The sequence below is a fragment of the Variovorax sp. AC103 genome, assembly GCF_979254005.1.
In genome coordinates, this window is sequence record NZ_CEEDFC010000001.1 from 205,794 (window position 1) to 229,588 (window position 23,795).

At 70.0% G+C, this 23,795-nt stretch carries 21 protein-coding genes; 4 read left to right on the forward strand and 17 right to left on the reverse strand.

What is annotated here, in order from left to right:
* Positions 1-2 precede the first annotated feature (2 nt).
* A complete protein-coding gene (locus tag AC0IYU_RS01025; RefSeq protein ID WP_472111949.1) occupies positions 3-1,145 on the forward strand; it encodes a DSD1 family PLP-dependent enzyme in 1,143 nt (380 codons plus the stop codon).
* A 24-nt stretch (positions 1,146-1,169) separates the two neighbouring features.
* Here AC0IYU_RS01025 and AC0IYU_RS01030 read toward each other — a convergent pair whose 3' ends face one another.
* Positions 1,170-2,408, reverse strand: coding sequence for an MFS transporter (locus AC0IYU_RS01030; RefSeq protein ID WP_472111952.1), 1,239 nt, complete (start codon positions 2,406-2,408; stop codon positions 1,170-1,172).
* A gap of 96 nt (positions 2,409-2,504) precedes the next feature.
* Here AC0IYU_RS01030 and AC0IYU_RS01035 point away from each other — a divergent pair, with 96 nt between their 5' ends.
* The 3 genes from AC0IYU_RS01035 (at position 2,505) to AC0IYU_RS01045 (ending at position 5,326) form a co-directional block, all read left to right on the forward strand.
* On the forward strand, positions 2,505-3,416 hold the full coding sequence (locus tag AC0IYU_RS01035) for a LysR family transcriptional regulator (protein WP_472111955.1): 912 nt from the start codon (positions 2,505-2,507) through the stop codon (positions 3,414-3,416).
* Between the two features lie 132 nt (positions 3,417-3,548).
* Complete coding sequence (locus tag AC0IYU_RS01040) at positions 3,549-3,929, forward strand: helix-turn-helix domain-containing protein (RefSeq protein ID WP_472111958.1); 381 nt, start codon at positions 3,549-3,551, stop codon at positions 3,927-3,929.
* Positions 3,926-5,326, forward strand: a complete 1,401-nt coding sequence (locus AC0IYU_RS01045) for a type II toxin-antitoxin system HipA family toxin (protein WP_472111961.1) — start codon at positions 3,926-3,928, stop codon at positions 5,324-5,326. The genes AC0IYU_RS01040 and AC0IYU_RS01045 overlap by 4 nt, the downstream gene beginning before the upstream one ends.
* A 23-nt stretch (positions 5,327-5,349) precedes the next feature.
* Here the strand turns inward: AC0IYU_RS01045 and AC0IYU_RS01050 are convergent, their stop codons facing one another.
* The 16 genes from AC0IYU_RS01050 to AC0IYU_RS01125 form a co-directional block, all read right to left on the reverse strand.
* A complete protein-coding gene (locus AC0IYU_RS01050) occupies positions 5,350-6,876 on the reverse strand; it encodes a mannose-1-phosphate guanylyltransferase/mannose-6-phosphate isomerase (protein ID WP_472111964.1) in 1,527 nt (508 codons plus the stop codon).
* A 48-nt stretch (positions 6,877-6,924) separates the two neighbouring features.
* The gene (locus AC0IYU_RS01055; RefSeq protein WP_472111966.1) at positions 6,925-7,701 is read right to left on the reverse strand and encodes a LuxR C-terminal-related transcriptional regulator; all 777 of its coding nucleotides are present in this window, start codon (positions 7,699-7,701) and stop codon (positions 6,925-6,927) included.
* Positions 7,694-8,830 carry a UDP-glucose 4-epimerase GalE gene (gene galE / locus AC0IYU_RS01060; RefSeq protein ID WP_472111969.1) on the reverse strand — a complete coding sequence of 379 codons (1,137 nt, stop codon included), beginning with the start codon at positions 8,828-8,830 and terminating at the stop codon, positions 7,694-7,696. The genes AC0IYU_RS01055 and galE overlap by 8 nt, the downstream gene beginning before the upstream one ends.
* A 26-nt stretch (positions 8,831-8,856) precedes the next feature.
* Positions 8,857-10,092 (reverse strand): WcaI family glycosyltransferase, encoded by a 1,236-nt coding sequence (locus AC0IYU_RS01065; RefSeq protein WP_472111972.1) that lies wholly within the window; start codon positions 10,090-10,092, stop codon positions 8,857-8,859.
* Positions 10,089-11,366, reverse strand: coding sequence for a polysaccharide biosynthesis protein (locus AC0IYU_RS01070; RefSeq protein ID WP_472111974.1), 1,278 nt, complete (start codon positions 11,364-11,366; stop codon positions 10,089-10,091). Before AC0IYU_RS01070 ends, AC0IYU_RS01065 begins: the two co-directional genes overlap by 4 nt.
* Before the next feature lie 17 nt (positions 11,367-11,383).
* Entirely contained in the window at positions 11,384-12,316 is a 933-nt protein-coding gene (locus AC0IYU_RS01075; RefSeq protein ID WP_472111977.1) for a hypothetical protein, read from the reverse strand.
* A 55-nt stretch (positions 12,317-12,371) separates the two neighbouring features.
* Positions 12,372-13,391, reverse strand: a complete 1,020-nt coding sequence (locus AC0IYU_RS01080) for a hypothetical protein (protein ID WP_472111979.1) — start codon at positions 13,389-13,391, stop codon at positions 12,372-12,374.
* Positions 13,388-14,464, reverse strand: a complete 1,077-nt coding sequence (locus AC0IYU_RS01085; protein ID WP_472111982.1) for a glycosyltransferase — start codon at positions 14,462-14,464, stop codon at positions 13,388-13,390. Before AC0IYU_RS01085 ends, AC0IYU_RS01080 begins: the two co-directional genes overlap by 4 nt.
* A gap of 10 nt (positions 14,465-14,474) precedes the next feature.
* Positions 14,475-15,800, reverse strand: coding sequence for a hypothetical protein (locus tag AC0IYU_RS01090; protein WP_472111984.1), 1,326 nt, complete (start codon positions 15,798-15,800; stop codon positions 14,475-14,477).
* A gap of 46 nt (positions 15,801-15,846) precedes the next feature.
* Entirely contained in the window at positions 15,847-16,842 is a 996-nt protein-coding gene (locus tag AC0IYU_RS01095) for a GDP-L-fucose synthase family protein (protein WP_472111987.1), read from the reverse strand.
* Positions 16,843-16,910: 68 nt separating this feature from the next.
* Positions 16,911-17,633 (reverse strand): sugar transferase, encoded by a 723-nt coding sequence (locus tag AC0IYU_RS01100; protein ID WP_472111990.1) that lies wholly within the window; start codon positions 17,631-17,633, stop codon positions 16,911-16,913.
* Entirely contained in the window at positions 17,630-19,957 is a 2,328-nt protein-coding gene (locus tag AC0IYU_RS01105) for a polysaccharide biosynthesis tyrosine autokinase (RefSeq protein ID WP_472111993.1), read from the reverse strand. Before AC0IYU_RS01105 ends, AC0IYU_RS01100 begins: the two co-directional genes overlap by 4 nt.
* 34 nt (positions 19,958-19,991) lie before the next feature.
* Entirely contained in the window at positions 19,992-21,215 is a 1,224-nt protein-coding gene (locus tag AC0IYU_RS01110) for a polysaccharide biosynthesis/export family protein (RefSeq protein ID WP_472111997.1), read from the reverse strand.
* 89 nt (positions 21,216-21,304) lie between these two features.
* Positions 21,305-22,249 (reverse strand): alpha/beta hydrolase family protein, encoded by a 945-nt coding sequence (locus AC0IYU_RS01115; RefSeq protein WP_472111999.1) that lies wholly within the window; start codon positions 22,247-22,249, stop codon positions 21,305-21,307.
* The gene (locus tag AC0IYU_RS01120) at positions 22,242-23,063 is read right to left on the reverse strand and encodes a serine aminopeptidase domain-containing protein (protein WP_472112001.1); all 822 of its coding nucleotides are present in this window, start codon (positions 23,061-23,063) and stop codon (positions 22,242-22,244) included. The genes AC0IYU_RS01115 and AC0IYU_RS01120 overlap by 8 nt, the downstream gene beginning before the upstream one ends.
* Entirely contained in the window at positions 23,060-23,791 is a 732-nt protein-coding gene (locus AC0IYU_RS01125; protein ID WP_472112004.1) for a 4'-phosphopantetheinyl transferase family protein, read from the reverse strand. The genes AC0IYU_RS01120 and AC0IYU_RS01125 overlap by 4 nt, the downstream gene beginning before the upstream one ends.
* Positions 23,792-23,795 lie beyond the last annotated feature (4 nt).

The following is a 23,795-nucleotide window of genomic DNA, read 5'->3' on the forward strand; positions in this document are numbered from 1 at the left end:
TCATGAACACCCTGGAGACCCTCGACACCCCCGCCGCGCTCATAGAGCGCACGCGCATGCAGCGCAACATCGAACGCATGCAGCAGCGCATGAACGCGCTGGGCGTGCGCTTTCGCCCGCATGTGAAGACCACCAAGTGCATCGACGTGGCCAAGGCGCAGCGAGAGGCGGGCGCGCAGGGGATCACCGTGTCCACGCTGAAGGAGGCCGAGCAGTTCTTTGCCGGCGGCTTCACCGACATCCTCTACGCCGTCGGCATGGCGCCGCACCGGCTGCCGCATGCGATGGAACTGCGCCGGCGCGGCTGCGCGCTGGTCATCATCACGGACGGCGTCGAGTCGGCCCGCGCCATCGCCGCGTTCGGCCGCGCGAACGGCGAGGTGTTCGAGGTGCTGATCGAGGTCGACACCGACGGCCACCGCTCCGGCATCCGGCCGGAAGAAGACGCGCTGCTCGACGTCGCGCGCGCCCTGCACGAGGGCGGCATGCGCCTGGGCGGCGTGATGACGCACGCCGGCTCCAGCTACGAGCTCGACACGCCCGAAGCCCTGCGCGCCATGGCCGAGCAGGAACGCGCGGGCTGCGTGCTCGCCGCGCAACGGCTGCGCGATGCGGGCCTGCCATGCCCCGTGGTCAGCGTGGGCTCCACGCCCACCGCGCTGATGGCCGAGGCGCTCGAAGGCGTGACGGAGGTGCGCGCGGGCGTGTACGTGTTCTTCGACCTCGTGATGCGCAACGTGGGCGTGTGCAGCGAAGAAGACGTGGCCCTGAGCGTGCTCACCACCGTGATCGGCCACCAGGCCGAGAAGGGCTGGGCCATCGTCGATGCCGGCTGGATGGCCATGAGCCGCGACCGGGGCACGCACAAGCAGAAGCGCGACTTCGGCTACGGGCAGGTGTGCACGCTCGACGGTGCGGTGCTGCCAGGCTATGTGCTCAGCGGTGCGAACCAGGAGCACGGCATCCTGTCGCACGAGGCTGCGGCGGCGGCGGCGGACAGGGACATTGCCGCGCGCTTCCCGATCGGCACGCGGCTGCGCATCTTGCCGAACCATGCGTGCGCGACGGGGGCGCAGTTTCCGGAGTACCACGCGCTGTCCGGGGACGGCGGGCTGCAGACCTGGGGGCGGTTCCACGGGTGGTGAAGCGGCCCGCCGCGGGCCATCGACTCAGCGCGCGGCTGGAGCCCGCTCCCGCCGCGCCATGCGCCCCATCGCCAGCGCCATGAGCACGGCCACTGCGGCAATGCCCGCCGCCGCGTAGCCCAGGCTGGCCAGCCCCAGGTGCCGGATCGCCAGGCCGCCGACGACCGCGCCCAGGCCGATGCCCGCGTTGGCGGCCGACACGTTCATGGTGCCCGCGAAGGCCTGCGCCTGGGGTGCGGCCTTCATCACGCGCACCTGGTTGACCGGAAACAGCGCGGTGTACGCAATGCCCCATGCCGCCAGGGCCACGACCAGCCAGACGAAGGTGCCGCCCGCCGCTGCGGCCGCACCCGCCATGCCCAGCCCCAGCAGCACGGTGAAGAAGACGGTCGCGCGCAAGGGCGAGCGGTCCATCATCTTTCCGGCCAGCGCATTGCCCACCAGGCCCACCGCGCCGAAAGCCATCAGCCACCAGCCCACCTGCGCCGGTGCGACGCCCGCGCTCTTTTCAAGGGTTTCGGCCAGGTAGGTGTAGGCGGTGAACATGGCCGTGAACACGACCACCGAAAGCGCCACATGCCACTGGAACGCAGGCTCCCGCAGGATGCGCATCTGCTGGCCGATGCGCATGCGCTCGGGCCGGGCCTGCGCCGGCATGCAGGCGGCCAGCAACACGGCCGTCAGCAGCGAGAGCAGCGCAAAGGCCCAGAACGCGCCGCGCCAGCCGATGGTGCCCGCGGCCAGCGTGCCGAGGGGAATGCCGAAGAGCAACGCCGCCGTGATGCCCAGGTAGACCCGGGCGACCGCCGTGCCGGCCATGGCCGGCTTCACCAGCCGCGTGGCCGTCTCGCTCGCCGTGCCCCAGAACACCGGCAACAGCAGCGCGGGAATGAAGCGCGCGACGCCGAGCACCCACAGGTTCGGCGCCGTCGCCGCCAGGGCGTTGGCGAAGGCGAAGACAACCATGATCGCGATGAACAGTCGCTTGCGGTCCAGGTGCGACAGCAGCAGGGTGAGCGGCGGGCCGAACAGCATCACGGTGAACGCGAACAGCGTGACCAGCTGGCCGGCCAACGGCACCGACACGCCGAGGTCGGCCGCCATGGCCGGCAGCAGCCCGACGATCAGGAATTCGGTGGACACGATCACGAAGGCCGCGATGGCCAGGATCACGATCGACAGCATGCCGCCCGCTTTCTGGGCGGCCGCGCCGGTGCGCTGGGGCGCTGAACCGAGGGAAGGGGAGGAGGGCTGTATCGGCATGCGGGTTCTGGTAAACCCTGAGCTTATTCGCGATAGGAAAGATCGTTGTAGATAAGATTTCCAGCTATTACTTCCCCAATTTCCCGAATAGAGCCCATGAACCCCACCGAACGCCTCAAGGGCATCGAAGCCTTTGTCTGCACCGCCGACGCGGGCAGTTTCGTGGGTGCGGCGCAGCGGCTGCACCTGACCGCCTCGGCCGTCAGCAAGGGCGTGGCGCGGCTGGAGCAGCGCCTGGGCGCGCGGCTGTTCGAGCGCACCACGCGCAGCCTCGCGCTCACCGAGGCCGGCAAGGTCTATTACCGGACCTGCGCGATGGTGCTCGGCGAGCTCGAGGCGGCCGAGATCGTGCTGGCGACCGAGCGCCAGAGCGAGCCCGCGGGCAAGGTCCGGCTCGAGCTGCCGGTCTCGTTCGGCCGGCTGCGGGTGCTTCCCTTGCTGCGCCCGATGGTGGAGCGCCATGCCCAGCTGCGCCCGCACCTGTCGTTCTCTGACCGGTTCGTGGACCTGGCGGAAGACAACGTCGACATTGCCGTGCGCATCGGCGGCCCGGTGCCCGCGGCGGCGACGCTGGGCTACAGGCAGCTCGGGCTGGAGCGGCTGATCTTCTGCGCGGCGCCTTCGTACCTGGCGGCGCGCGGCACGCCCACGAGCCTGGACGATCTGGCCGGGCACGACCTGGTCGTGTACGGCCGGGGCGACGGCCGCATCAGCCCGTGGCTGTTCTCCACGCCGGGCCAGCCGGTCGAGCAGCGCGCGGTCGACGCACGGCTGGTGGTGGGGCATGGCGAAGCATTGGCGTCGGCCGTGACGGCGGGCTGGGGCATCGGGCAACTGGCCACGTGGCTCATCACGGACGAACTCGCCAGCGGCGCGTTGGTCGAGCTGCTGCCCGAGGCGTCGACCGACGGACTTCCGCTCAGCCTGGTGTGGCTGCGCAGCCGGCAGTCGTTGGCGAAAGTGAGTGTGCTGGTCGAGCGGTTGAGCGCGGTGTTGAAGATCCGCTGACCGGCGCGCGCCACATTTTCTGGCCCGTTTGTATCGAATACGATAAATTTCTACAGACTTATCGAATACGCAACTTGCTTGATTGTTGTGAATACGATAAGTTATGCATTCAAACACCGAATACGCAACGCCATGAGCACCTCCCTCGAACTCGCGCAACGCCTGGAAGCCGCCCGGCTCGCCAGCGGGTTGACGCGCCAGCAGCTCACCGAGCAGGCCGGCGTCAGCCGCCAGGCCGTCTACCGGCTGTTCAAGGGCAACGACGTGCAGGTGTCGACCCTTCTGGCCGTGATGGAGGTGCTGCAGCTCGACCTGGCGACCGTGCCCAGGGCGCTCAAGCGCGGGCTCCCGGAACTCGACCTTTCCGATGCGGCTTCGCCTCCAGGCCGAACCGGCGCCGTGCCCGCGGCGCCCGCTGGCGCGTCGCCGCATGTGCTGTCGGCGGTGCAGCGGCGGCTGGCCAGCCTGAAGGAGGGCGCGGCTGCGCCCGCCGCGCGAAAGGCCCGCCCATGAACGTGCCCGTTCTCGTGATCAAGCTGTACGGCCGGCGCATCGGCTGCCTGTTCAAGTACGCGCAGCCCGCCTCGCCGCCCGTCATGCGTTTCGTCGCCGACGAGAGCTACGCCCGGCTTGCGTGGGACGACGCCGACGTGCTCTCGGAGTCCATGCGCGCGGCCGACCCCGCGCAGCAGCAGTCGTTCTGGCTCGACGTGACCCGGCCCGAATTCAACACGGTGCTGGGCGGCAAGGGCGACTACCAGCTGCCGCCGTTCTTCCAGAACCTGCTGCCCGAAGGCGTGTTCCGCCGCTTCGTGGCCGAGGAGGCCGACATCGATCCGCTGGACCACATGGGCATGATCGCGGCCTGCGGCAAGAACATGCCGGGCGCGGTGACCGCGGAGTGGGAAGACATCTCCCGTGCCACGCTGCAGCGCCTGGTCACGCAGAACCAGGACGCGCTGGAGGCCTCGGTGTGGGCCGAACCGTTCCAGGACGCGCTGTCGATCTCCGGCGTGCAGCCCAAGATCGGCGTCAACAAGAACGCCGAGGGCCGCTTCGTGGGCCGCACGTCGCAGGGTGACGCCGCCATCATCGCCAAGCTGCCGTCGTCCGAGTACGCACGCATGCCGCAGCTCGAGAACCTCGCCATGACGCTGGCGGGGCTGGCCGGGGTCGATGTGTGCAGCTTCGAGCTGGCGCCCATGTCGGCGCTGGCCGCGCCGCACCGCTACGACCTGGGCGACGAGGTGGACGGCCAGTTCCTGGCCGTGACCCGCTTCGACCGCGACGTGGCCGACCGGCGCGCCAAGGTCCACTTCGAAGACTTCGCACAGGTCTTCGGCGTGCCGCCGGAGCACAAGTACACCGAGTCCTACCTTGCGATTGCGGCGGTGCTGCTGAGCCTGCCCGAATGCGGCGAGGCGGCGGTGCACGAACTCTTGCGCCGCATCGAGGTCAACGAGCTGCTGGGCAATGCCGACATGCACCTGAAGAACATCGGGCTGCTCTACCGCGACCGGCACCACGCCGAGCTCGCGCCGGCCTACGACATCACCGCGACGGTGCTCTACAACGGGGCGCGCGGCCATGCGCTGCGGCTCGCGCCGAGCGCCGGGAAGCAGCATGAAGACGCCATCCTGAGCCCCGCGCGGCTGCAGGCGTTCTGCAACGAACTGGGCCTGCAGGTCGCGGGCGCGGCCAAGGTGGTCCGCGACACGGCGGCGGAGGCGGCCCGGCAGTGGCTGGCGCCGATCCTGGCCAGCGGCCTCACGCCCCGGCAGAAGCTGCAACTGCTCACGCGCCTGGCGAACCACCCGCACCTGCGGCAGGCGGCGAAGCGGCTTCGCCGCCCCGAGCTGCTCGAGGCCTGGGACGAGGCCGTGCGGTCGATGGGGCCGGGCGGCGCCTGATCTGGCCAGGGCGAACCCGAGGCTCAGTGCTCCAAGGGCGCATGCAGCACCGCATTCGCCCCTGAACCCGCCGACCCGGCGGGTGCCACCGCCGCCGCCAGTGGCGCCACAAGCGCCGCCACGTCCGCCAGCGTGTGCACCGGCGCGCAGCGCCCGTACGTGTCGTCGAAGCGCACGATGTCGTCCTCGCCGAGGTAGCCGCCGGTCTGCACCTCGATGACTTCCAGCATCGTCTTGCCCGGGTTCTCCAGCCGATGCACGGCGCCCGAGGGCAGGTAGATCGATTCGTTCTCGCGCACCAGCGTCACCACGCCGTCGCAGGTGGCCCTGGCCGTGCCCTGCACCACGATCCAGTGTTCGGCGCGGTGGTGGTGCATCTGCAGCGACAGCTTGGCGCCGGGCTTGACGGTCAGGCGCTTGACCTGGAAGCGCTCGCCGTTGTCCACGCTGTCGTACGCGCCCCAGGGCCGCACCACGCGGCGGTGCTCGGTGGCCTCGGCGCAGCCGTCCAGCGAGAGCTTGCGCACCACGTCGGCCACCTGCTCGGCGCAGCCCGCGCCGGCCACCAGCACGGCGTCGGGGGTGTCCACGATGATCAGGCCGTCGGTGCCCAGCGCCACCACCTGGCGGTGCGGCGCATGGATGAAGGTGTTGCGCGAGTTCAGCGCGCGGGCCTTGCCGCTCAGGCGGTTGCCCGACTCGTCGGCCGGGTGCAGCGTGGCCACCGCGTTCCAGCTGCCGACGTCGCTCCACATGCCTTCGAACTTCACCACGGCAATGTCCTTGTGCTTTTCGAGCACGGCGTAGTCGATGCTGTCGCTGCGGCAGGCCTGGAAGGCCGCGCTGTCCAGCCGGAGGAAGCTGCCGTCGGGGGCCACCGCCGCCGTGGCGCGCTCGCAGGCCAGCAGGATGTCGGGCGAATGCCCGCGCAGCGCCGCGATCAGCGTGCGCGCCTGCACCAGGAAAATGCCCGCGTTCCAGCTGTATCCGCCATGCAGCAGCAGGGTTTGCGCCACGTCGGCGGTGGGCTTTTCCACGAAGCGCACCACGGCCTGGCTGTGCCCGTCGCCCGACGGCTGGCCGGCCTCGATGTAGCCGTAGGCCGTGCTCGGAAAACTAGGCACCACGCCGAAGGTGACGATTTTTCCGGCCAGCGCCGCATCGACGCCGGCGCGCACGGTGCGCGCGAACAGCGCCGCATCGGGGATGTGGTGGTCCGACGGCGCGAACAGCAACAGGTCCTGCGGCGCGGCCAGCAGCGCGGCGCAGGCCATGGCCGCGGCGGTGTTGCGCGCCACCGGCTCCAGGATCTGCCGGCCCGTGGTGTGTGCGGCCTCGACCGTTTCCTTCACCATGAAGCGGTGGTCTTCGGCCGCAATGCAGGTGATGTCGGGGTTCAGCACGCTCAGGCGCTCCAGCGTCATGTGCAGCAGGCTCTTGCCGCCGATGAGCGGCGCGAACTGCTTGGGCAGCGCCTTGCGGGACAACGGCCACAGGCGCGTGCCGCTGCCGCCGCAAAGAACCACGGGGTGGATGAGGGTGTTGTTCATGGTCGCCTGCTGTGGAAGTACGGAGGTGTGGGTGTAGGGGGGGCGTGCTCAGATCAGCCCGGAGTACGCCGCGTAGCTCACGGCCTGCGCGCGCGAATGCACGTGCAATTTCTTGTAGATGTTCTTGATGTGGGCGTTGACGGTCTGCCCCGAAATGCCCAGCTGGGTGCCGATTTCCTCGGTGACATGGCCGCGTGCCACGAAGCGCAGCACCTCGCATTCGCGCGCCGTGAGCGTGGCTTCGCGCTGCGGCGCCTCCGCCGAGGGCGGCGCGCCGCCGGGCCGGTGGCTCAGCCGCGCGAGCAGCCGGCGCGCCAGCCGCGGCGTGATGGCCGCGCCGCCGTTCACCACCTGCAGCACGGCCTGCGCAAAGCTCTGCAGCCACGCGTCCTTCAGCAGGTAGCCGGTGGCGCCGAGCTCGAAGGCCTGCAGCACGTGGGCTTCGTCCTCCAGCGCGGTGATGACGATGACCTCGGCGGTGCTGTTGAGCTGGCGGGCTTCGCGGATCAGGTCGAAGCCGGTGCCGTCGCCCAGCCGCAGGTCGACCATGAGCACGTCGAACTCGTGGGTGGCGATCAGCCGGCGCCCGTCGCGCAGGGTGCCGGCCTGGCCTTCGAGCTGGATGCGCAGGTCCGACAGCAGTTCCTGCGCGATCACGCGGCGCATGAACTCGTCGTCGTCGACCAGCAGCACGCGCACGGGCGAGTCCTGCTGTCCGGTCAGGAAGCCGGGCCACAGGGGCGCCGCCGGCGGCAGGATGCCTGGCGGATACCCCGAACGACCGTCGGTCTGCTCACCAAAGGATTGCGATGCGTTGTCAGACATTGGAGTGCCCCAGGTTGGATGTATGGAAGCGCGGCATGTCCGCGGCGAAGACCGGGACGGCCCCGGCATCGGGTGCCCAGGCGGGCTGTATCTGCGGCGGCACCGGGTCGTCGAAGCCGTGCGGGTTGGTGGCCTGCCAGCGCCAGCTGTCGGCGCACATCTGGTCGAGGTCGCGCAGTGCGTGCCAGCCGAGCACCTCGCGCGCGCCCCGCGCGTCGGCCCAGTAGGCCGGTGCGTCGCCGGGGCGGCGCGGGCCCAGGCGCATGGCGATGCGCCGGCCGCTTGCGCGTTCGAACGCGGCGACCACCTCCAGCACGGAGGCGCCGCGGCCGGTGCCGAGGTTGCTCGTCAGCAGGCCCGGGCTGTGCGCGGCGTGGCGCAGCGCCGCCACATGGCCTTCGGCCACGTCCATCACGTGCACGTAGTCGCGCACACCGGTGCCGTCGACGGTGTCGTAGTCGGTGCCGTGCACCATCAGGTAGTCGCGCTCGCCCACGGCCACCTGCGAGATGTAGGGCATGAGGTTCGCGGGCGGGCCGTGCGGGCGCTCGCCGAGCAGGCCGCTTTCATGCGCGCCCACGGGGTTGAAGTAGCGCAGGCAGGCCACGCCCCAGCGCGGGTCGGCGTGGGCCAGGTCGGCCAGCACGCTTTCCACCATGGCCTTGGTGCGGCCGTAGGGGTTGACGGCAGCGCAAGGCGCGCTCTCTGGAATGGGGGAGTGCTGCGCGTCGCCGTAGACCGTGGCGGACGAAGAGAACACCAGCGTGCGCACGCCGGCGCGCGCCATGGCCTGCACCAGCGTCAGCGTGCCGGCCAGGTTGACGTCGTAGTAGCTCACCGGGTCGGCCACCGATTCGCCCACGGCCTTCAGGCCCGCGAGGTGCACCACCGCGCGGATCGCCGGGTCCGCGAGCACGCGGCCGAGCAGGGCCGTGTCGCGCACGTCGCCGCGCACCAGCACCGGCGCCACGCCGGTGATGCAGGCCACCCGCTGCAGCGAACGCGCGTCGCTGTTGACGAGCGAGTCGAGTACCACCGGCTGGTAGCCCGCCTCGATCAGCGCCACGCAGGTGTGGCTGCCGATGAAGCCGGCGCCGCCGGTTACCAGGATCTTGTCGTGAAGTCGCATGGTCGGTGCTCCAGGAGTGGGGTGGGTCAGCCGACGGCCACGCAGCGCTGCAGCTCGCGTTCGAGCCGCTGCAGGATGGCGTCCTGGTCGAGTGCGGACTCGGCGAAACGCCGGCCCGCCGCGCCCATTTCCTCGCGCGTCTGGCGCGACATGGCGAGCTGCTCGATGGCGTCGGCCAGCGCCGCCGCGTCGCCGGGCGGCACCACCATGCCGCGGCCCGACACCACGTTGCTCAGCTCGGTGCCCGCATGCGCGGTGACGATCACGGCGCGCCCGCTGGCCAGCATGCCGCCCAGCTTGGAGGGCATGACGAGGTCGGCGGCGTCGGCACGCTGCGGCAGCACGTGGATGTCGGCCATGCCCAGCAACTCGTTGAGCCGCTCGGCCGGCTGCAGGTCGAGGAAGTGCACGTTGGCCAGGCGCACGCACGCGTCCTTCAGCGACTCGCGGCTCGGGCCGTTGCCGCAGAACACGAAGTGGATGTCGTGCGAGCACGCCAGCAGCTGCGCCGCCTCGGCCAGCAGCTCGATGCCCTGCTTGCTGCCCAGGCTGCCCGAATACAGCACCACCACCGCGTCCTGCGCAATGCCCAGCGCGGCGCGGTAGCCGTCGGGCGAGGTGTTGGCCGGCGTGGGGTGGATGGACTTCACGTCCACCCAGTTGGGAAACAGCACCACGCGGCTGTCGGCCACGCCCTTGCCGCGGGCCTTGTCGACCATGGCGGCGGAAATGGTGGACACCCGGCTGAACTTGCCCAGCAGCCAGTGCTCGGCCGAGCGCGCGAAGCGCTGCACCCGCTCGCCGCTGAGCAGGCCCAGGCCGAAGGCGGCGTCCACCTCGTAGTCCTGGATGTGCAGCCACGACTTGATGCCCGCCATCTTGGAGAAGAACAGCACCGAGGGCGCGCAGAACAGCGGCGGCTCCACCACGAACACCACGTCGGGCTTCCAGCGCATCTGCGCGAACAGCAGCGGAATGCTCGACAGCATGAACGAGAACAGGTGCGCCATGCGCGCCAGCGTGCGCGGCTTCCTCGGCACCCAGGTGGGCGCGCGCCACACCGTGATGCCGTTCCACACCGTCTTGCGGTAGCGCCAGGCCGAGTAGCCGTCGAACACCGACCACTGCGGAAAGAAGGGCGGCGCGGCGATCACGCGCACGTCGTGCCCGCGCGCGTGCAGCCACTGCGCCATTTCTCCCGAGTACTTGCCGATGCCGGCCAGCTCGGGAGTGAAGTTCATCGAGTAGAGAAGAATTTTCACTTGAGCGACCTCGCGCGCAGCAGCCGTTGGATGGGAAAGAAGCCGAACACGAGGCGCATGCGCGTCTCGTACAGCACGAAGTCGGACACGCAGGCCAGCAGGAACACGTAGTGCGGCTTGCCGGGAAACAGCACGATCACCACGCCGTACGAGAGGAAGCGCAGCGCCACCTCCAGCAGCGCCCAGCGGCCGAGCGAGCCCATCGAGGTCTTCAGCGACAGCACCATCTCGTGGTGGATGGTGTAGGTGCGCAGCAGGAAGTACGGCGCGATGCAAAGGAAGATGCTGCGGGCCTCGTCGCCCAGCTTGAGCAGCGGCGCGGCCACCGCCATGACGCACCCGAGCCCGACGAACAGGCCGCAGCCGAGCAGGAACGAATGGCGCGCCAGCGCCAGCTGGGCGTCGCCGAAGTGCCGGGGGTCGGCCTCCAGCATCGCCCGGGTCTTGGTGAACAGGAAGGCCTGCACGAACTGCGACGGCGCTTCGGCCAGCAGGAAGGCGATCTTGAAGGCGCCCACATAGCCCAGCGGCATGAAGTACGCCACCACCAGCAGGTCCGACTTGCGCAGCAGGAACATGAGCAGCGAGTACACCGTGGCGCTGCCCTGCGACGCCAGGCCGATGGCAGCCCGCCCGGCCGGCGGCGCCGCGCCGTTGCCCGGCAGGCCGATGGCCGTGCACACGACCACCAGCGCGAACAGGTTGATGAGCAGCAGGTGCGCCACGCCCAGGTCGAACTTCAGCGCCGCGCACAGGCCCACGCCCGCCACCAGGATGGTCGAGCGAATGCCGGCCTCCAGGTTCAGCAGGCCCGCATGCCCGAGGCCGCGGCTGAACGACAGCCGCAGGCTGTTGAACGAGAAGATCGCCAGCGTGGCGACCACCAGCGCGAAAGGCGCGTCGCCCACCGGCAGGCGCTGCACCGCCAGGATCACCGTGACCAGCACGGCGGCCAGCGGCAGGCCGATGGCCAGCGTGCGCACCACGTCGCCGCGCGTCACACCCGGCGTACCGTGCGCGCCGGCCGGCCCGCTGGCCGCGTGGCGCGAGAACAGCAGCGAGCTGCCCAGCGTGCCCAGCACCAGCGCCACCTCGATGACCGACTGGTACACCGAGTACTCGCCGAAGCGCGCGGGCGGAATGGTCGCCGCCATCAGGAACACGGCCACGAAGCCCGACAGGTACACATACAGCCGCGAAGCCAGCGCGCCCAGGCCCGAGAGCCAGGCCATGCGGGCGCCGGGCAGGGCGAGGGAAGGGCTGAAGGGTTTCATGGCGTCGCTGCGGCGGCTCACTTGCCGGTCGATGCGTGGACCACGCGGCGCGTGTCGAACAGCCGGCGCGCGAACGCGGCAGCCCTGAACACGTAGTTCTTGCCGCGACGCGCCATCTGCAGCGCGTAGGTCACGGCCGCCACGGTGTGCATGTGGCCGCGCAGCGCATAGGGCATGGCCATCTTGGCGCTGCCCTGGAAGTGCAGCGCGACCACGCGCGTCATTTCCCCGGCTTCGGTGGTCAGCCAGGCCTTGCCGTCGCTGTAGGTGATGCGCTTGGCGCCGCCGCGAACCCTGAACTCCCGCGGCAGCAGGTTCTGCATGCCGTTGATGTTGTGGTCGATGACGGTGCCGCCCAGCACGCGGTTGATGGGCGCATCGTTGCCCGTGGTGCGCGCCCACAGGTACAGCAGCGTCATGTCGGACACACCGCCGCGCACGCCGCGCGCGGCGAAGCGCGCGGCAATCTCGCGCAGCTTGCGCCGACCCGACGGCGTGGCGTAGCTGTCGAGCACATAGGCCACGAAGCGGCGCAGGCCGTTGGCGGTCCAGTAGCTCACGTGCGGAGAGATCTGGCAGGGGTTCCAGCCGTCGGCCGACTGCATGGAGGAGCCCGAGAAATCGGCCTTGCCCACCAGGCTCGCAATGTGCGCGGCGGCGCCCTGGAACAGCAGCACGTCGCTGTCGATCAGCACGAACTCGCGCACGTCCGGGCTGGATTCCAGAAACTGCGCTAGGAGAAAGTAGCGCCGAAAGCAGATCTTTTCGAACTCGGCGGAGTTGCTCGACAGGTGCACGTACGACTTGCAGAAACGTTCGTAGCTCGCGCCGGCGTCGGTCTGCGACAGCACGAGCAGCTGTTCCTCGGCCAGCACCGCCGATTCACGGCACAGCGCGAGCGTCTTGTTCTGGCGGTCTTCCACGACGATGAAGGGCAGGGAGGGTTTCATGGCGTTTGAGGGGGTGGTTTCTTGAAATGGACGTGTGACAGGATTTCGTGGGTATTCAGGGCTTGCGCGAGGTCACGCTCTTCAGCAGCGCGACGTGCGCGGGCATGAAGCGGCCGGTGGCGTCCACGGGCATGTCCAGCGTGACGAGCCCGCGCGCGGCGGCGGCCTCGGAGATCCAGTTGCGCAACTGCCCGGCGGTGAAGCGCGCCGGCGCCTCGCGGCCCCAGGAGGCGGTGAGCGGCGTGAGCAGGTGGAACATCAGCTCCGAGGGCGGCGCCGCGGGGTGCGCCGGCGGCTCCATGTATTCGCCCGCCATCAGGTTCTGGCAGGGCACCGACTTCAGGCTGAAGCGCTGCGCGCCTTCGCCGGCGTTGAAGGCCAGCAGGCGGTTGGCCGCGCCGCTGCGCGCGGCACCGCACAGCTGCTCCCAGCCGGCCGTCGTCACGCCCGTGGTGTTGTAGGTGCCGTCGAACCACCAGCCGGCGGCCAGCGGACCGTAGTGCTCCGACCAGTCGCGGATCACGCTGGACCAGGCGGCGATGAACCTGGCCGGCGGCGGCTGCTGCTCGTTCACGTCACCCAGGCAGTCCATCAGGTAGCGGTCGGACTGCGGGGCGCGAAACGGCAGGTACAGGATCATCGCGATGCCGCGGCTGCGCAGCGCCTGGCCGATCTCCAGCGGCAGGTCGCGCGGCGAGCGGTTCTTCGCACTGGCGGGGCACAGCACCTCGAGCGCGGAGTTGGGCGCGATGTACTGGCCATTGTTCTGCCCGAGCGTCAGGATGAGGTGCGACACCCGCATCTCCGCGAGCTGGTTCGCGAAAGACTCGACGTCGAAGCGCATCACCTCGCGGATGCTTTGCTTGTCGGGCAGGTAATGCACCATCACGCCGAGGCCGGGCACGGGCGCGCCGGCGGGCTGGGCTTGCAGGGGTTGCTGCTGCGCTGTAGCCGTTCCTTTCGGCGGGGTCTGGGTGGCCTCCGGCGCTTTCGGCTGCGCGATCACCGCCACCAGCGCCGCGCCGAAGAGCAACGCCGCGACCACGCGAACCATCACGGCGGGAAAGGTCTTCATGGCAGCGCCCCGGTGAACGACAACGCGCCGCGCTTGAGCGTGAGGTAGCGCCCGGCCACCGCCGCGGGCGCGCAGGTGGCCGCATGCGGCCAGGCCGGGCGGGTGCGTTCGTGGCGCGCCAGGTACTTCGCGAGCTGGTAGGCGTCGCTGGACGCGCTGCCCACGAAGAAGCCGTAGCCCGCGAAAAGCTCGCGGTGCACGGGAATGTCCGACAGCAGCAGCGGCACGCCCAGCGTGGCCGCCTCGGCCGCCGAAAGGTTGAAGCCCTCGAAGGTCGACAACGAGATGAACGCCGTGGCGCCCAGGTACAGCCGCATCAGCTCGTCGCGCGACACCAGCCCCCGGTGCCGCACGGCGCCGCGCACCTCGGGCGCCAGCGCAGCCACCATGCGCTCGACGTCGGCCGCGCCGTTGCCGGTGATGTCCAGGTAGTCGACCAGGCCCGCGCGCTTCATGCGTTCGAACAGCGCCAGGATGCCGCCGAAGTTCTTGTGCGGGTAGTAGTGGTAGGCCGCGATCAGGTAGCGCTCAGCCGGTGCGGCAGGAGGCACCGCGACGGCGCGCAGCACGTCCACCGGATTGAAGATCACCGCCGGATGCGCGCAGCGCCCGAAGTGCCGCTCGAAGTCTTGCTGGCTGCTCTTGCTGATGAACACCACGTCCGCTTCGCTGCGCGCCGCGCGCCACAGGTTCCAGTCCAGGAACAGGCGCTTGGCGCGCCCGAAGTACTGCGGATAGGCCTTGTACTGGAGGTCGTGCACGATGGTGACCGAATCGCGATGGCGCCCCAGCAGCGTGAACGGCAGGAAGTAGTTCGGAAACACCGAGACCACGCGCTCGCCCGCGAGCAGCGCGCGCAGCCGGTGGAAGTTGTAGAGCAGCGTGTCCAGCACGAAGCGGCTGAGCTTCAGGCGCTGCGCCGCTGCATAGATGCGCGGGTGGCGTTCGCTGACCGCCTCGACCCGGTCGTCGCGCGACAGCCGCATGTTGCGCAGCAGCACTTCGGACACGTTCAGCACACCGCCGGCCGCCTTGTTCAGGCGGATGGTGTCGTAGTACAGGTAGGTGGCCATGTGTGCGCCCTCAGACGTTCCGGACATCGCGCCGCACCGCGCGCAGCGCGACGCGCCGCTGCTGCCGGCCGCGCGAACTCAGCACCCCGGCGATCAGCGCCGCGATCAGGCCCGAGGCCGCGAAGGGCCCCCAGCCGAGGATGGGGCCGCGCATGAATGGCACGTAGGCCGCCAGCAGCACCAGGGCCGCCAGGTAGGAGCCCGACAGCGGGCCGTTCGGATCGACGGCGCGGTCGGCCCAGCGAAAGCCCGCGGAAATCGCCAGGCCCAACAGCGCGGGCCCGGCCAGGCCGAAGTCGAAGTAGGCCGTGGTGAACGGCGGCAGCGACAGGTTGCTCTGCGAGAAGTTGCCCAGGATGGCCGACCAGCCGAGCGGGTCGAAGTCGGGGAACATCTTCAGGTCGCGCGGCAGGAAGAAGGACACGGCCGAGAGCAGGTAGCGGCCCCAGCCCAGGTCGGGAATGGGCGCGCGTTCCAGGATGCCGGCCACCACATACTGGGCGTCGAAGTCCTGGCTGAACGGAAAGGTCGTGAGCTCCTCGCCCCACAGGCTGCCGCGCGAGATCAGGTTCAGCACCGGGCCCAGGCCCGCGATGGCGCCGAACACCACCCCGGCCAGCAGCCAGCGCCGCCCGCGCCCGAAGGCGTGGATGAGCAGCGGGAGCAGCCCGATCAGCAGCACCTGGCGCGCGGTGTTCACCGGGTTGGCCGCAATCAGCGCCAGGCCGCCCGCCAGGCCCGCGGCGCACCAGGCCCACAGCGTGCGGCTGCGCGCCGCGTGGATCGCCAGCGCCACGAAGCACACCAGCACGATCAGCTTGGGCAGCGTGGAATAGAAGATGAGGTCGACCGGCACGCTCTCTTCGTCGCCCACGACGCCGCGCGCCACGAAGTTCAGATCGGGCCGCAGCAACAGCACCGCGAAGGCGGACAGCGAGCAGCTCACCAGCAGCAGCACCGGGTGCGCCGCGCCCGCGGGATGCGCGCCGATGTACCGGTGCACCCGCACCGGCACATCGGGCACGCCCAGCCGCGCGGCCTCCACGCCGGCCATGTACAGCAGCAGCAGCATCAGCGCCTGCGTGTGCGCCGCGGTGCCCAGCACGCCCGCGTCCCAGAACCCGACGTCGCTCGCGATCTGCATCGCCGGTGCGACCGAGAAGTACGTGAGGATCGCCGCGTAGTGGATCAGCAGGAACACGCTGGCGCCCGGGGCGCCCAGCATCGAAAGCTGCACCAGCGACAGCGCGGCCACCGCCGCGTAGCCCCACACCGGGTCGACCAGGCCGCACAGCAGCGCGCAAACGATGCCGGACCAGAAGGAAAGGGTTCGCATGGCGGGCCTGTCGGGTAGTGGGGAACGTACGGGGCGTGCAGGCCGATCAGGCGTGCGCGGGCGTCTGCAGGTGCTCGGGCTCCTCGACCGGCCGGATGGCCTTCTGGTAGTCCGCATAGGTGCGGCGCAGCCCCTCGGCGAGCGTCACCTTCGCGTGCCAGCCGAGCGTGGCCGCGCGCGACACGTCCAGCAGCTTTCTCGGAGCGCCGTCGGGCTGCGCGAGGTCGTAGCGGATGCTGCCGGTGTAGCCCACCACCTCGCGGATCAGCTCGGTGAGTTCGGCAATGGACACGTCGATGCCGGTGCCCAGGTTGATGTGGCCGCGCATGGCGTCGGTCTGCTGCTCGTACTCGGCGCGCGAGAGGTTCATCACCTCGAGGCAGCCCTCGACCATGTCGTCCACGTAGAGGAACTCGCGCCGCGCGCGGCCGCTGCCCCAGATCAGCACGCTGGGTGCATTGCTGATCTTCGCCAGGTGGAAGCGCTGCACCAGCGCGGGCACCACGTGGCTGTTTTCCAGGTGGTAGTTGTCGCCGGGGCCGTACAGGTTGGTCGGCATCACGCTGCGGTAGTCGATGCCGTGCGTGGCGCCGTACTGGCGGTTGTAGCTTTCGCACAGCTTGAGCCCGGCGATCTTGGCGATCGCATAGGGCTCGTTGGTGGGCTCCAGTCGGCCGTTGAGCAGGTACTCCTCGCGGATCGGCTGCTCGGCCAGGCGCGGGTAGATGCAACTGGAGCCGAGGAACAGCAGCCGCTTCACGCCCGCCACGAAGGCCTGGTGCGTGACGTTGGTGGCAATGACCAGGTTCTCGTAGATGAACTGCGCGGGATAGGTCATGTTGGCGTGGATGCCGCCCACCTTGGCCGCTGCCAGGTAGACCTGATCGATCTGCTCCGTGGCGAAGAAACGCGCCACGCCTGCCTGGTCGAGAAGGTCGAGTTCGGTGCGCGTTCGCGTGACCACGTCGTGGCCCAGTTCGCTCAGGCGACGTGTGGCCGCCTGACCCACCATGCCGCGGTGACCTGCAACAAAGATACGCATAGGAGCTTTCGGTGAAGAGGTTGAAGGGGGTTGAAGAAACGAGGGAGACGAAATCGAAGGAGGGCGGCCTAGCGCGACCCGCGCGCGCCGGTCACCACGCCGAAGGTCTTCAGCAGGATCGAGAGGTCGCGCCACAGCGACAGCCGCGCCACGTACTCCGCGTCCATGGCGGCGCGGCGGCGGTAGCTGATCTCGTTGCGTCCGCTGATCTGCCACAGGCCGGTGATGCCCGGGCGCACGGCGCAGTAGTGCACCCAGTAGTCGCCGTACAAATCCTTCTGCGTGAACATGCAGGGGCGCGGGCCGACCATGCTCATGTCGCCCTTGAGCACGTTCCAGAACTGCGGGAACTCGTCGATGCTGTATTTGCGCAGGATGGCGCCGAAGCGGGTGATGCGCGGGTCGTTCTGCAGCTTCTGGTAGACCGCCCATTCGCGCCGCGCGGCCTCGTTCTCGCGCAGGTGGCGCGCCAGCACCGCGTCCGACTCCGCCACCATCGAGCGGAACTTGTAGAACTTGAACACCTTGCCGTCCTTGCCGTAGCGCGGCTGCATGTAGATGGCCGGCCCGCCCGAAGTGAGCAGCACGCCGAGCCAGATGAGCGCATAGGCCCAGCCGAAGAACAGGAAGAACGAGCCGGCCATCAGGATGTCGGCCGCGCGCTTGGCATGGCGCAGCCAGGCCGCGCCGCCGAGCGGGCCGTACGCGGGCGTGTTGGCCGCGGCCGCGGCGCCGCCGGCCGCGCTGTCGGCGCCCTGCCGCGTGGAGGAGGTCGATCGAAGCGTGTTCATGACGCGGCGTGCTCCGGCTCGATGCGCTTGGGCATGACGGTGTCGGCCGTGTCGATGGCATACGAGGGCTCGCGGCGCGCCGGCGCATAGCCGTAGTAGCCGTAGCTGTAGCTGCGGTGCTGGCGTTGCGAGGTGTCCACCGCGTTGAACACCACCCCGTGGAATGCGGCGCCCACATGGGCCAGCCGTTTGGCGCTTTCCACCAGCTCGCCCATTTCGCTGGCGTCGGCGCGCGCCACCAGCAGCAGGGTGCCCATGATGGGCGCCATCTCGGCGGTCTCGGTGGCCACCAGCGTGGGCGGCGCGTCGACGACCACCACGTCGTAGCGCGCCGACAGGGTCTGCAGCGTGTGCGTGAACACCTCGCTGGCCAGCAGGCCGGCCGGGTCCGCATGCGGCTTGCCGGAGGTCATCACGTCCAGGTGCGGCAGCACATGATGGTGAATGGCCTGCTCCAGCGGCACGCCGCCGGCAATGACGTCGGACAGGCCGTCCTTGCGCAGCAGGCCGAACTCTTCGCTCAGGCTGCCGCGGTGCATGTCGGCGTCGATCAGCAGCACGCGCTTGCCGGAGGCGGCCAGCAGGGTGGCGAAGTTCGACGACACGAAGGTCTTGCCCGCGCCGGCCGTGGCGCTGGCGATCAGGACGCGGTTGTTCGGCGCGCCGTGCATCACGTGCTTCAGCGCGGTGCGCAGCCGGCGCAGGCCGTCGAGCGCCGGGTCTTCCACGTGCAGCGCGGCCAGCACCTTCACGCCCGGCTTGCCGGCGCGGATGGCGCGATCGAGCACGCGCTGCTGGCTGCTCAGCGCGATGGTGCTGTACACGCTCAGGCCCGTGACGGCCTCGATGTCCTCGGGACTGGCGATGGAGCGGCGCAGGTTCTTGCGCGCCATGGCCGCGGCGCCGCCGAAGAACAGCCCCGCCGCCAGCGCCAGCGCCACGACGATCAGCGGCTTGGGGCGCACCGGCTTCTCCGCCACCAGCGCCTGGTCGAGCACGCGCACGTTGGCGACCTTGCCTTCCTTGGCCAGGCGCATCTGCAGCGAGCTGTTCAGGAGCGTGGCGTACAGGTCGGTGTTGACCTTGATGTCGCGCTGCATGCGCAGCGAGTTCTGCTGCATCATGGGCATGCGGCGGATGCGCCCCTCGACGCCGCCGAGCTCCTTCTTCAGCGAGGAGATCTGCGTGTCCAGCGTCACCACGGCGGGGTGCTTGGCCGTGAAGTTGCCCATGAGGTCGAGCCGCTTCTGCTTGGCGTCGAGCAGCTTGGCCTGCAGGTCGACGCTCTGGGCCAGCGCATTGCGCGCCTCGTCGTCCAGGCTGATGGTGCCGTTCTGGTTGCGGTACTGGTTGTAGCTGTCTTCAGACTGCTCCAGCTGCGCCTTGAACTTCGGCAGCTCGGTGCCCAGGAAGGCCAGTGCGCGCTCGGCCTGCACGGTCTTCTGATCGATGTTCTGGCGCACGTACAGGCGCGAGATCTCGTTGAGCACGTCGGCCAGCTTGTTGCGGTTCTCGGCCTGCAGGCTGATGTCCATCACGCCCGACTGCTTGCCTTTCTCGACCACGCGCAGGTCCTTCTGCAGGCCCAGCAGCGTGAGCTGCTTCGACTGGCGCACCAGCTCGAAGGCGGCGCCGGGCCGGGCGTCGAAGGAGCCCACCAGCAGGTGCAGCGCGCCGCCGGGCACGGCCGCGTCCAGCGGCACGCCGACCGTGCCCTTCAGCGGCGTTTCGAGATCCGGGTGGGTCAGCGTGTAGGTGCCGCCGTCGCCCGCGACGAGGGTGAACTTCTTGCCTTCGAAGGCCGGCGGCACGTCCATCTGCGCGACGGCGATGCGCTCGGTGCCCGACACGAAATTGCCCATGCCCAGGATGCCGGGGCTGGAGAGCTGGCTCGAATGGCGCGCCAGGAACTCGCCCACCAGCGGGACGTAGCGGGGCCGCGCGCTGATGAACAGCTGGGTGTCCTCCATCGCCTGGCCCAGCACCATGCGCGACTTCAGGATTTCCGTCTCGCCGGACACCGGCGTCTTGTTGCCGATGCCCGCGGCCGCGGTCGAGTCGCCCGGGAAGTTGCCGCCCGAGCGGTCGGGGTCTTCCACCTGGATCAGGATGTTGGCCTCGTACACCCGCGGGCCGAACAGGGCATAGCCCACGCCCAGCAGCAGCGCCAGCGCGGTGATGGAGGCGATCAGCCAGCGGCTGTCGATCAGGATGTCCAGGTACTCCTGGAAGCGGGATTCCCGGACCCAGCCGGCCTCGATCGCGGCCACGGGCGTGGACGCGGGAGCGGGACCGGGGAGCGAAGCTTGCCAGCGCGCGTTCATGAGGTTCACCTTTTCGTATGGGAGGGAGGAGCACTCACCGGCGTGCGGTGTCGCGGCTGAGGTTGGCAACCTGCGCGGCCGGCAGGATCAGGCTGATGACGCGGTTCCAGGTGACCAGCGGCACGTGGTCGACGTAGACCACGTCGCGCGGCATCAGCTCGAAGCGGTCGGCCAGCGCGAGCGCCACCGGGTTCTTCGCGTTCAGGTTGAAGATCTGCTGCACGTCCGGGTTGCCGGGCGCGTTGCGCACCACGTAGATCTGGCCGGGGTCGGACGACAGCAGGTCGGGCCCGCCGGCATCGCCCAGCGCCTCGTTCAGGCTCAGGCGGCCGTTGATGCGCATCTGCAGCGCCGAGGGCGCCCTGATTTCGCCCATCACGTAGACCCGGCTGTCCTCGCGGGTGCCGACGTTCACGATGTCGCCGTTGCGCAGCGCGATGCCGTTGCCGTCGAAGCCCAGCGACTCGAGCAGCGGCAGGTCGACCACCGTGGTCACGCCGCCGCGGGTCAGCGAGACGCGCGAGCGGTCGCCCGCCGTGGTGAAGCTGCCCGAGCGGCTGATGGCCTCCGACAGCGTCATCGGGATGTCGGTGAAGATCTGCAGGCCGGGGGTGCGCACCTCGCCCTGCACGTAGGCGCGCTGGCTGCGGAACGACTGAATGCGCACCGTGACCTGCGGGTCCTTGATGAAGTCCTTGATGCGGCGCTCAATCAGCTCGGAGGCGCCGCTTTCGGTCAGCCCCTGCAGCTTGGTGCGGCCGATGTAGGGAAAGCTGATCTCGCCGTTGGCGCCGACGATGAAGCCGGGCGCCACGCTCACGCCGGTCGGGTCCGACTGTTGCGCGATCACCGCGCCGGCGTTGGGCAGCAGCTCCGGCCGGTTGTAGACGATGATGCCGAGCACGTCGCCCGGCCCGATGGTGTAGATCGGCGACGTGGCGAACAGGCGCTTCACGGCGGCGGGCACGTCCTTGGGCTTCTGCGCCATCTGTGCGCGCACCAGGTCGGGCGTGATCGGGATGATCCTGCTGCTCTCCGCCGAGGCGGTGCTGTCGCCGGTGGTGGCGGTGAAGCCCAGCGCGGCCGGCGTGCCGAAGCCCGGCGCGCAGCCGGACAGCGCGGCCATGCCCAGGGACAGCAGCATGGCCAGCCCCAGCCATCGCAACTTGTTTTCCGCCCGGGCATGCGCCGGGGTTGGTGCGCTGGTGCAGAGGGGGCGCATGTCTTGTGACTGCGTCGTTCGATCGGGGCGTTCCATGGTGATCTCCTTGACGGCCGGTTGACGGTGGGGGGGCGGGTTGCTGAAAGAGGGCAGTGGCAGGCGCGGGGCGGGGCCCATGGCACGGGTCATGGCGCGGCCCAGGTGGTGGGCATGGCGCGTTCGCCGCCCGCGGTGGCGCGGCTCGGGGTGCGGCGCCCGGAGGCCTCGGCGGCGTCGGTGGAGGCGCCGAAACAGCGCTCGGTCACCCAGTCGCCCACGCATTGCAGGAACAGCTGCTGTCCGCGCTCGGTGCACACGGTGTGGTCGACCTCGCGCATGAACTCGTACTGCAGCGCTTGGGTGTAGGGCTCGCGGGCGAAGTTGCCGAGCTGGTCGCGGCTGCGGTCGTTCACGTGCAGCGAGCCCGAATACAGCATCTGCACCGCCACCTTGCGTTCGACCAGGCGCTGCAGGGTCGTGCCGAACCAGGCGGCGTTCTCCGCGGCCGAGCGCTCCTGCGCAAAGTAGCCGGGCATCGGCTTGGTCGAGTGGGCCTTGAGGAAGTGGCGCTGCAGCCAGCGCTTGGCCTTGCCCGGAAACGCCGGGTGCGCGGGTGCGGCCAGCGCGCGGCGCAGGGTGCGCTCCCAGCGCGAGCGCCGTTCCGGAAAGGCGAATCCGTCGAACAGCGAGACGCCGACCACGCGCGCATCGGTGGCGGCCACCGCCATGGCCTGCTCGACGCCCGAGCACATGGCCACGATGGTGAACTGCCGCGCGCCCAGCATGCGTTCGCCCAGGTCCATGGCGGCCTCCAGGCTGTGCACCGCGCGGGCCTGCACGTCGGGTGCGGTGTCCAGCGCGTCGCTGTCGCCGATGCCGCCCAGGTCGAAGCGCAGGCTGCTCACGCCGCGCGCGGCCAGCATGTGCGCCAGCTTCACGTTGATGCGGCGCGGGCCCACGCGGTGGTTGGCCCCCATGTTGAACATCAGGCAGGCCACGTCGGCAGGCGCCTGGTTCGTGGGTGCGGTGAGCATGCCCACCAGCGCATCGCCGGGACCGAAGCGCGCCGGCGTCTGTGTCATGTCATTCATGCAGGGCTCCCTGGAGGCGGTTGAGCGCTTCGGCCGGAACCATCGCGCTGTTGGGGTAGGGGTCGGACGTCCAGTCCAGCGGGTGGCTGAAGTACGCAAGGCGCACCGGCATGTGGCGCGACTGCTGGTCGGCGGCCCACTGCGCGGTGTGGGTGTCGTCGGGGCCGGCCAGCACCAGCGTGTCGTGCAGCGCCGTGAGCGGCAGCGACTCGGGCACCAGCGCCGCCAGCTGTGCGCGCAAGGCGGGCGAGAGCGACGTGCCCAGGGCTTCCTCGGGCAAGGCATCGGGTTCGTTCACCAGGCTGCGGCGCCAGGCCAGGTCGGGGATGCAGAAGGTGGTGTCGATGGCCGCCACGTGCTCTTCGCGCAGCAGGCGCCCGTAGCGCTTGCCGTCGATCACCGGCTCCCACAGCACCAGGCGCACCGGGTCGCAGCGCCCGCTGCGCGCGGCCAGCACGGCCAGGGTGGCGCCCAGGCGCGCACCGATCCAGACGATGGAGGCATTCGGCGCGCGCCGGCGCAGCTCGTCGTGCGCAGCGCACAGGTCGCGCCGCCAGCCGTCGAGTTCGCCTTCGCGCTCGTCGCCCGGCGAATCGCCCGAGCCGTAGAAGTCGAAGCGCAGCACGGCGATGCCCGAGCGCGCGAAGCGCTCGGCCAGCACCTTGAAGAAGCGGTGCGTGCGCAGCCCTTCCTGGCCGAAGGGCGGGCAGAAGAGCACCGCGGTGTTCTCGGCGCGGTTGTCCTCCGCCGGATGGAACACGCCGAAGACCTGGCGCGAGGCCGGCCCGAACATCAGTGGCGTGGCGGTGCTCATGCGTGGGCCTCCGCCACACGGGCCGTGGAACCGGCAGAACCCGCCGCGCCCGCGCGGGCTTCGGTCTGGCGCCACTCGGCGAGCGAACCCACGCAGTCCAGCCGCTCGGGCGCGGGCCCGAGCACCAGCCACAGGATGCGCCCGGCCACCGACAGCTCCACGCTGCGGCAGTCGGGCGTCACGCCCACCTCGAAGCTCTGCGGCGACAGCAGCAGGCCCACGCCGATGGCTTTCAGGCAGGCTTCCTTGCGCGTCCAGCAGGTCAGGAACGCACGTTCGCGTTCATGCGCGGGCAGCGCAGCCAGCGCCTCCTGTTCGCGCTGCGTGAAGTGCTCGGCCGCGAGCGCCGCCATGTCCGGCACCGGGCGCAGCAACTCCACGTCGGCGCCCAGCGGGCCTCGCCCGCCGATGGCAATCAGCGCCAGGCCGCGGCTGTGGCTCAGCGAGAACTGGGTGCGCGTGTGGCCCGACAGCGAGGGCTTGCCGAAGGAGCCCGTCGCCAGCTGCAGCGCCGCGTGGTGCAGGCCGGTGTACTCGGCCAGCGCCTGGCGCAGGGCGATGTGCGCGGCCACGAAGCGCTGCCGGTCGGCCGGGAAGCGAAAGCTCGCGGCGCGCGTGCACTCTTCCGCCGACAGCAGTTGCGCGGGCAGGAGATCGGTGAAGCCGTCCAGGTCCACGTACCGGCAGACCGGTGCGTCGATGGACAGGGCGTAGGCGGAGCTGTTCATGATC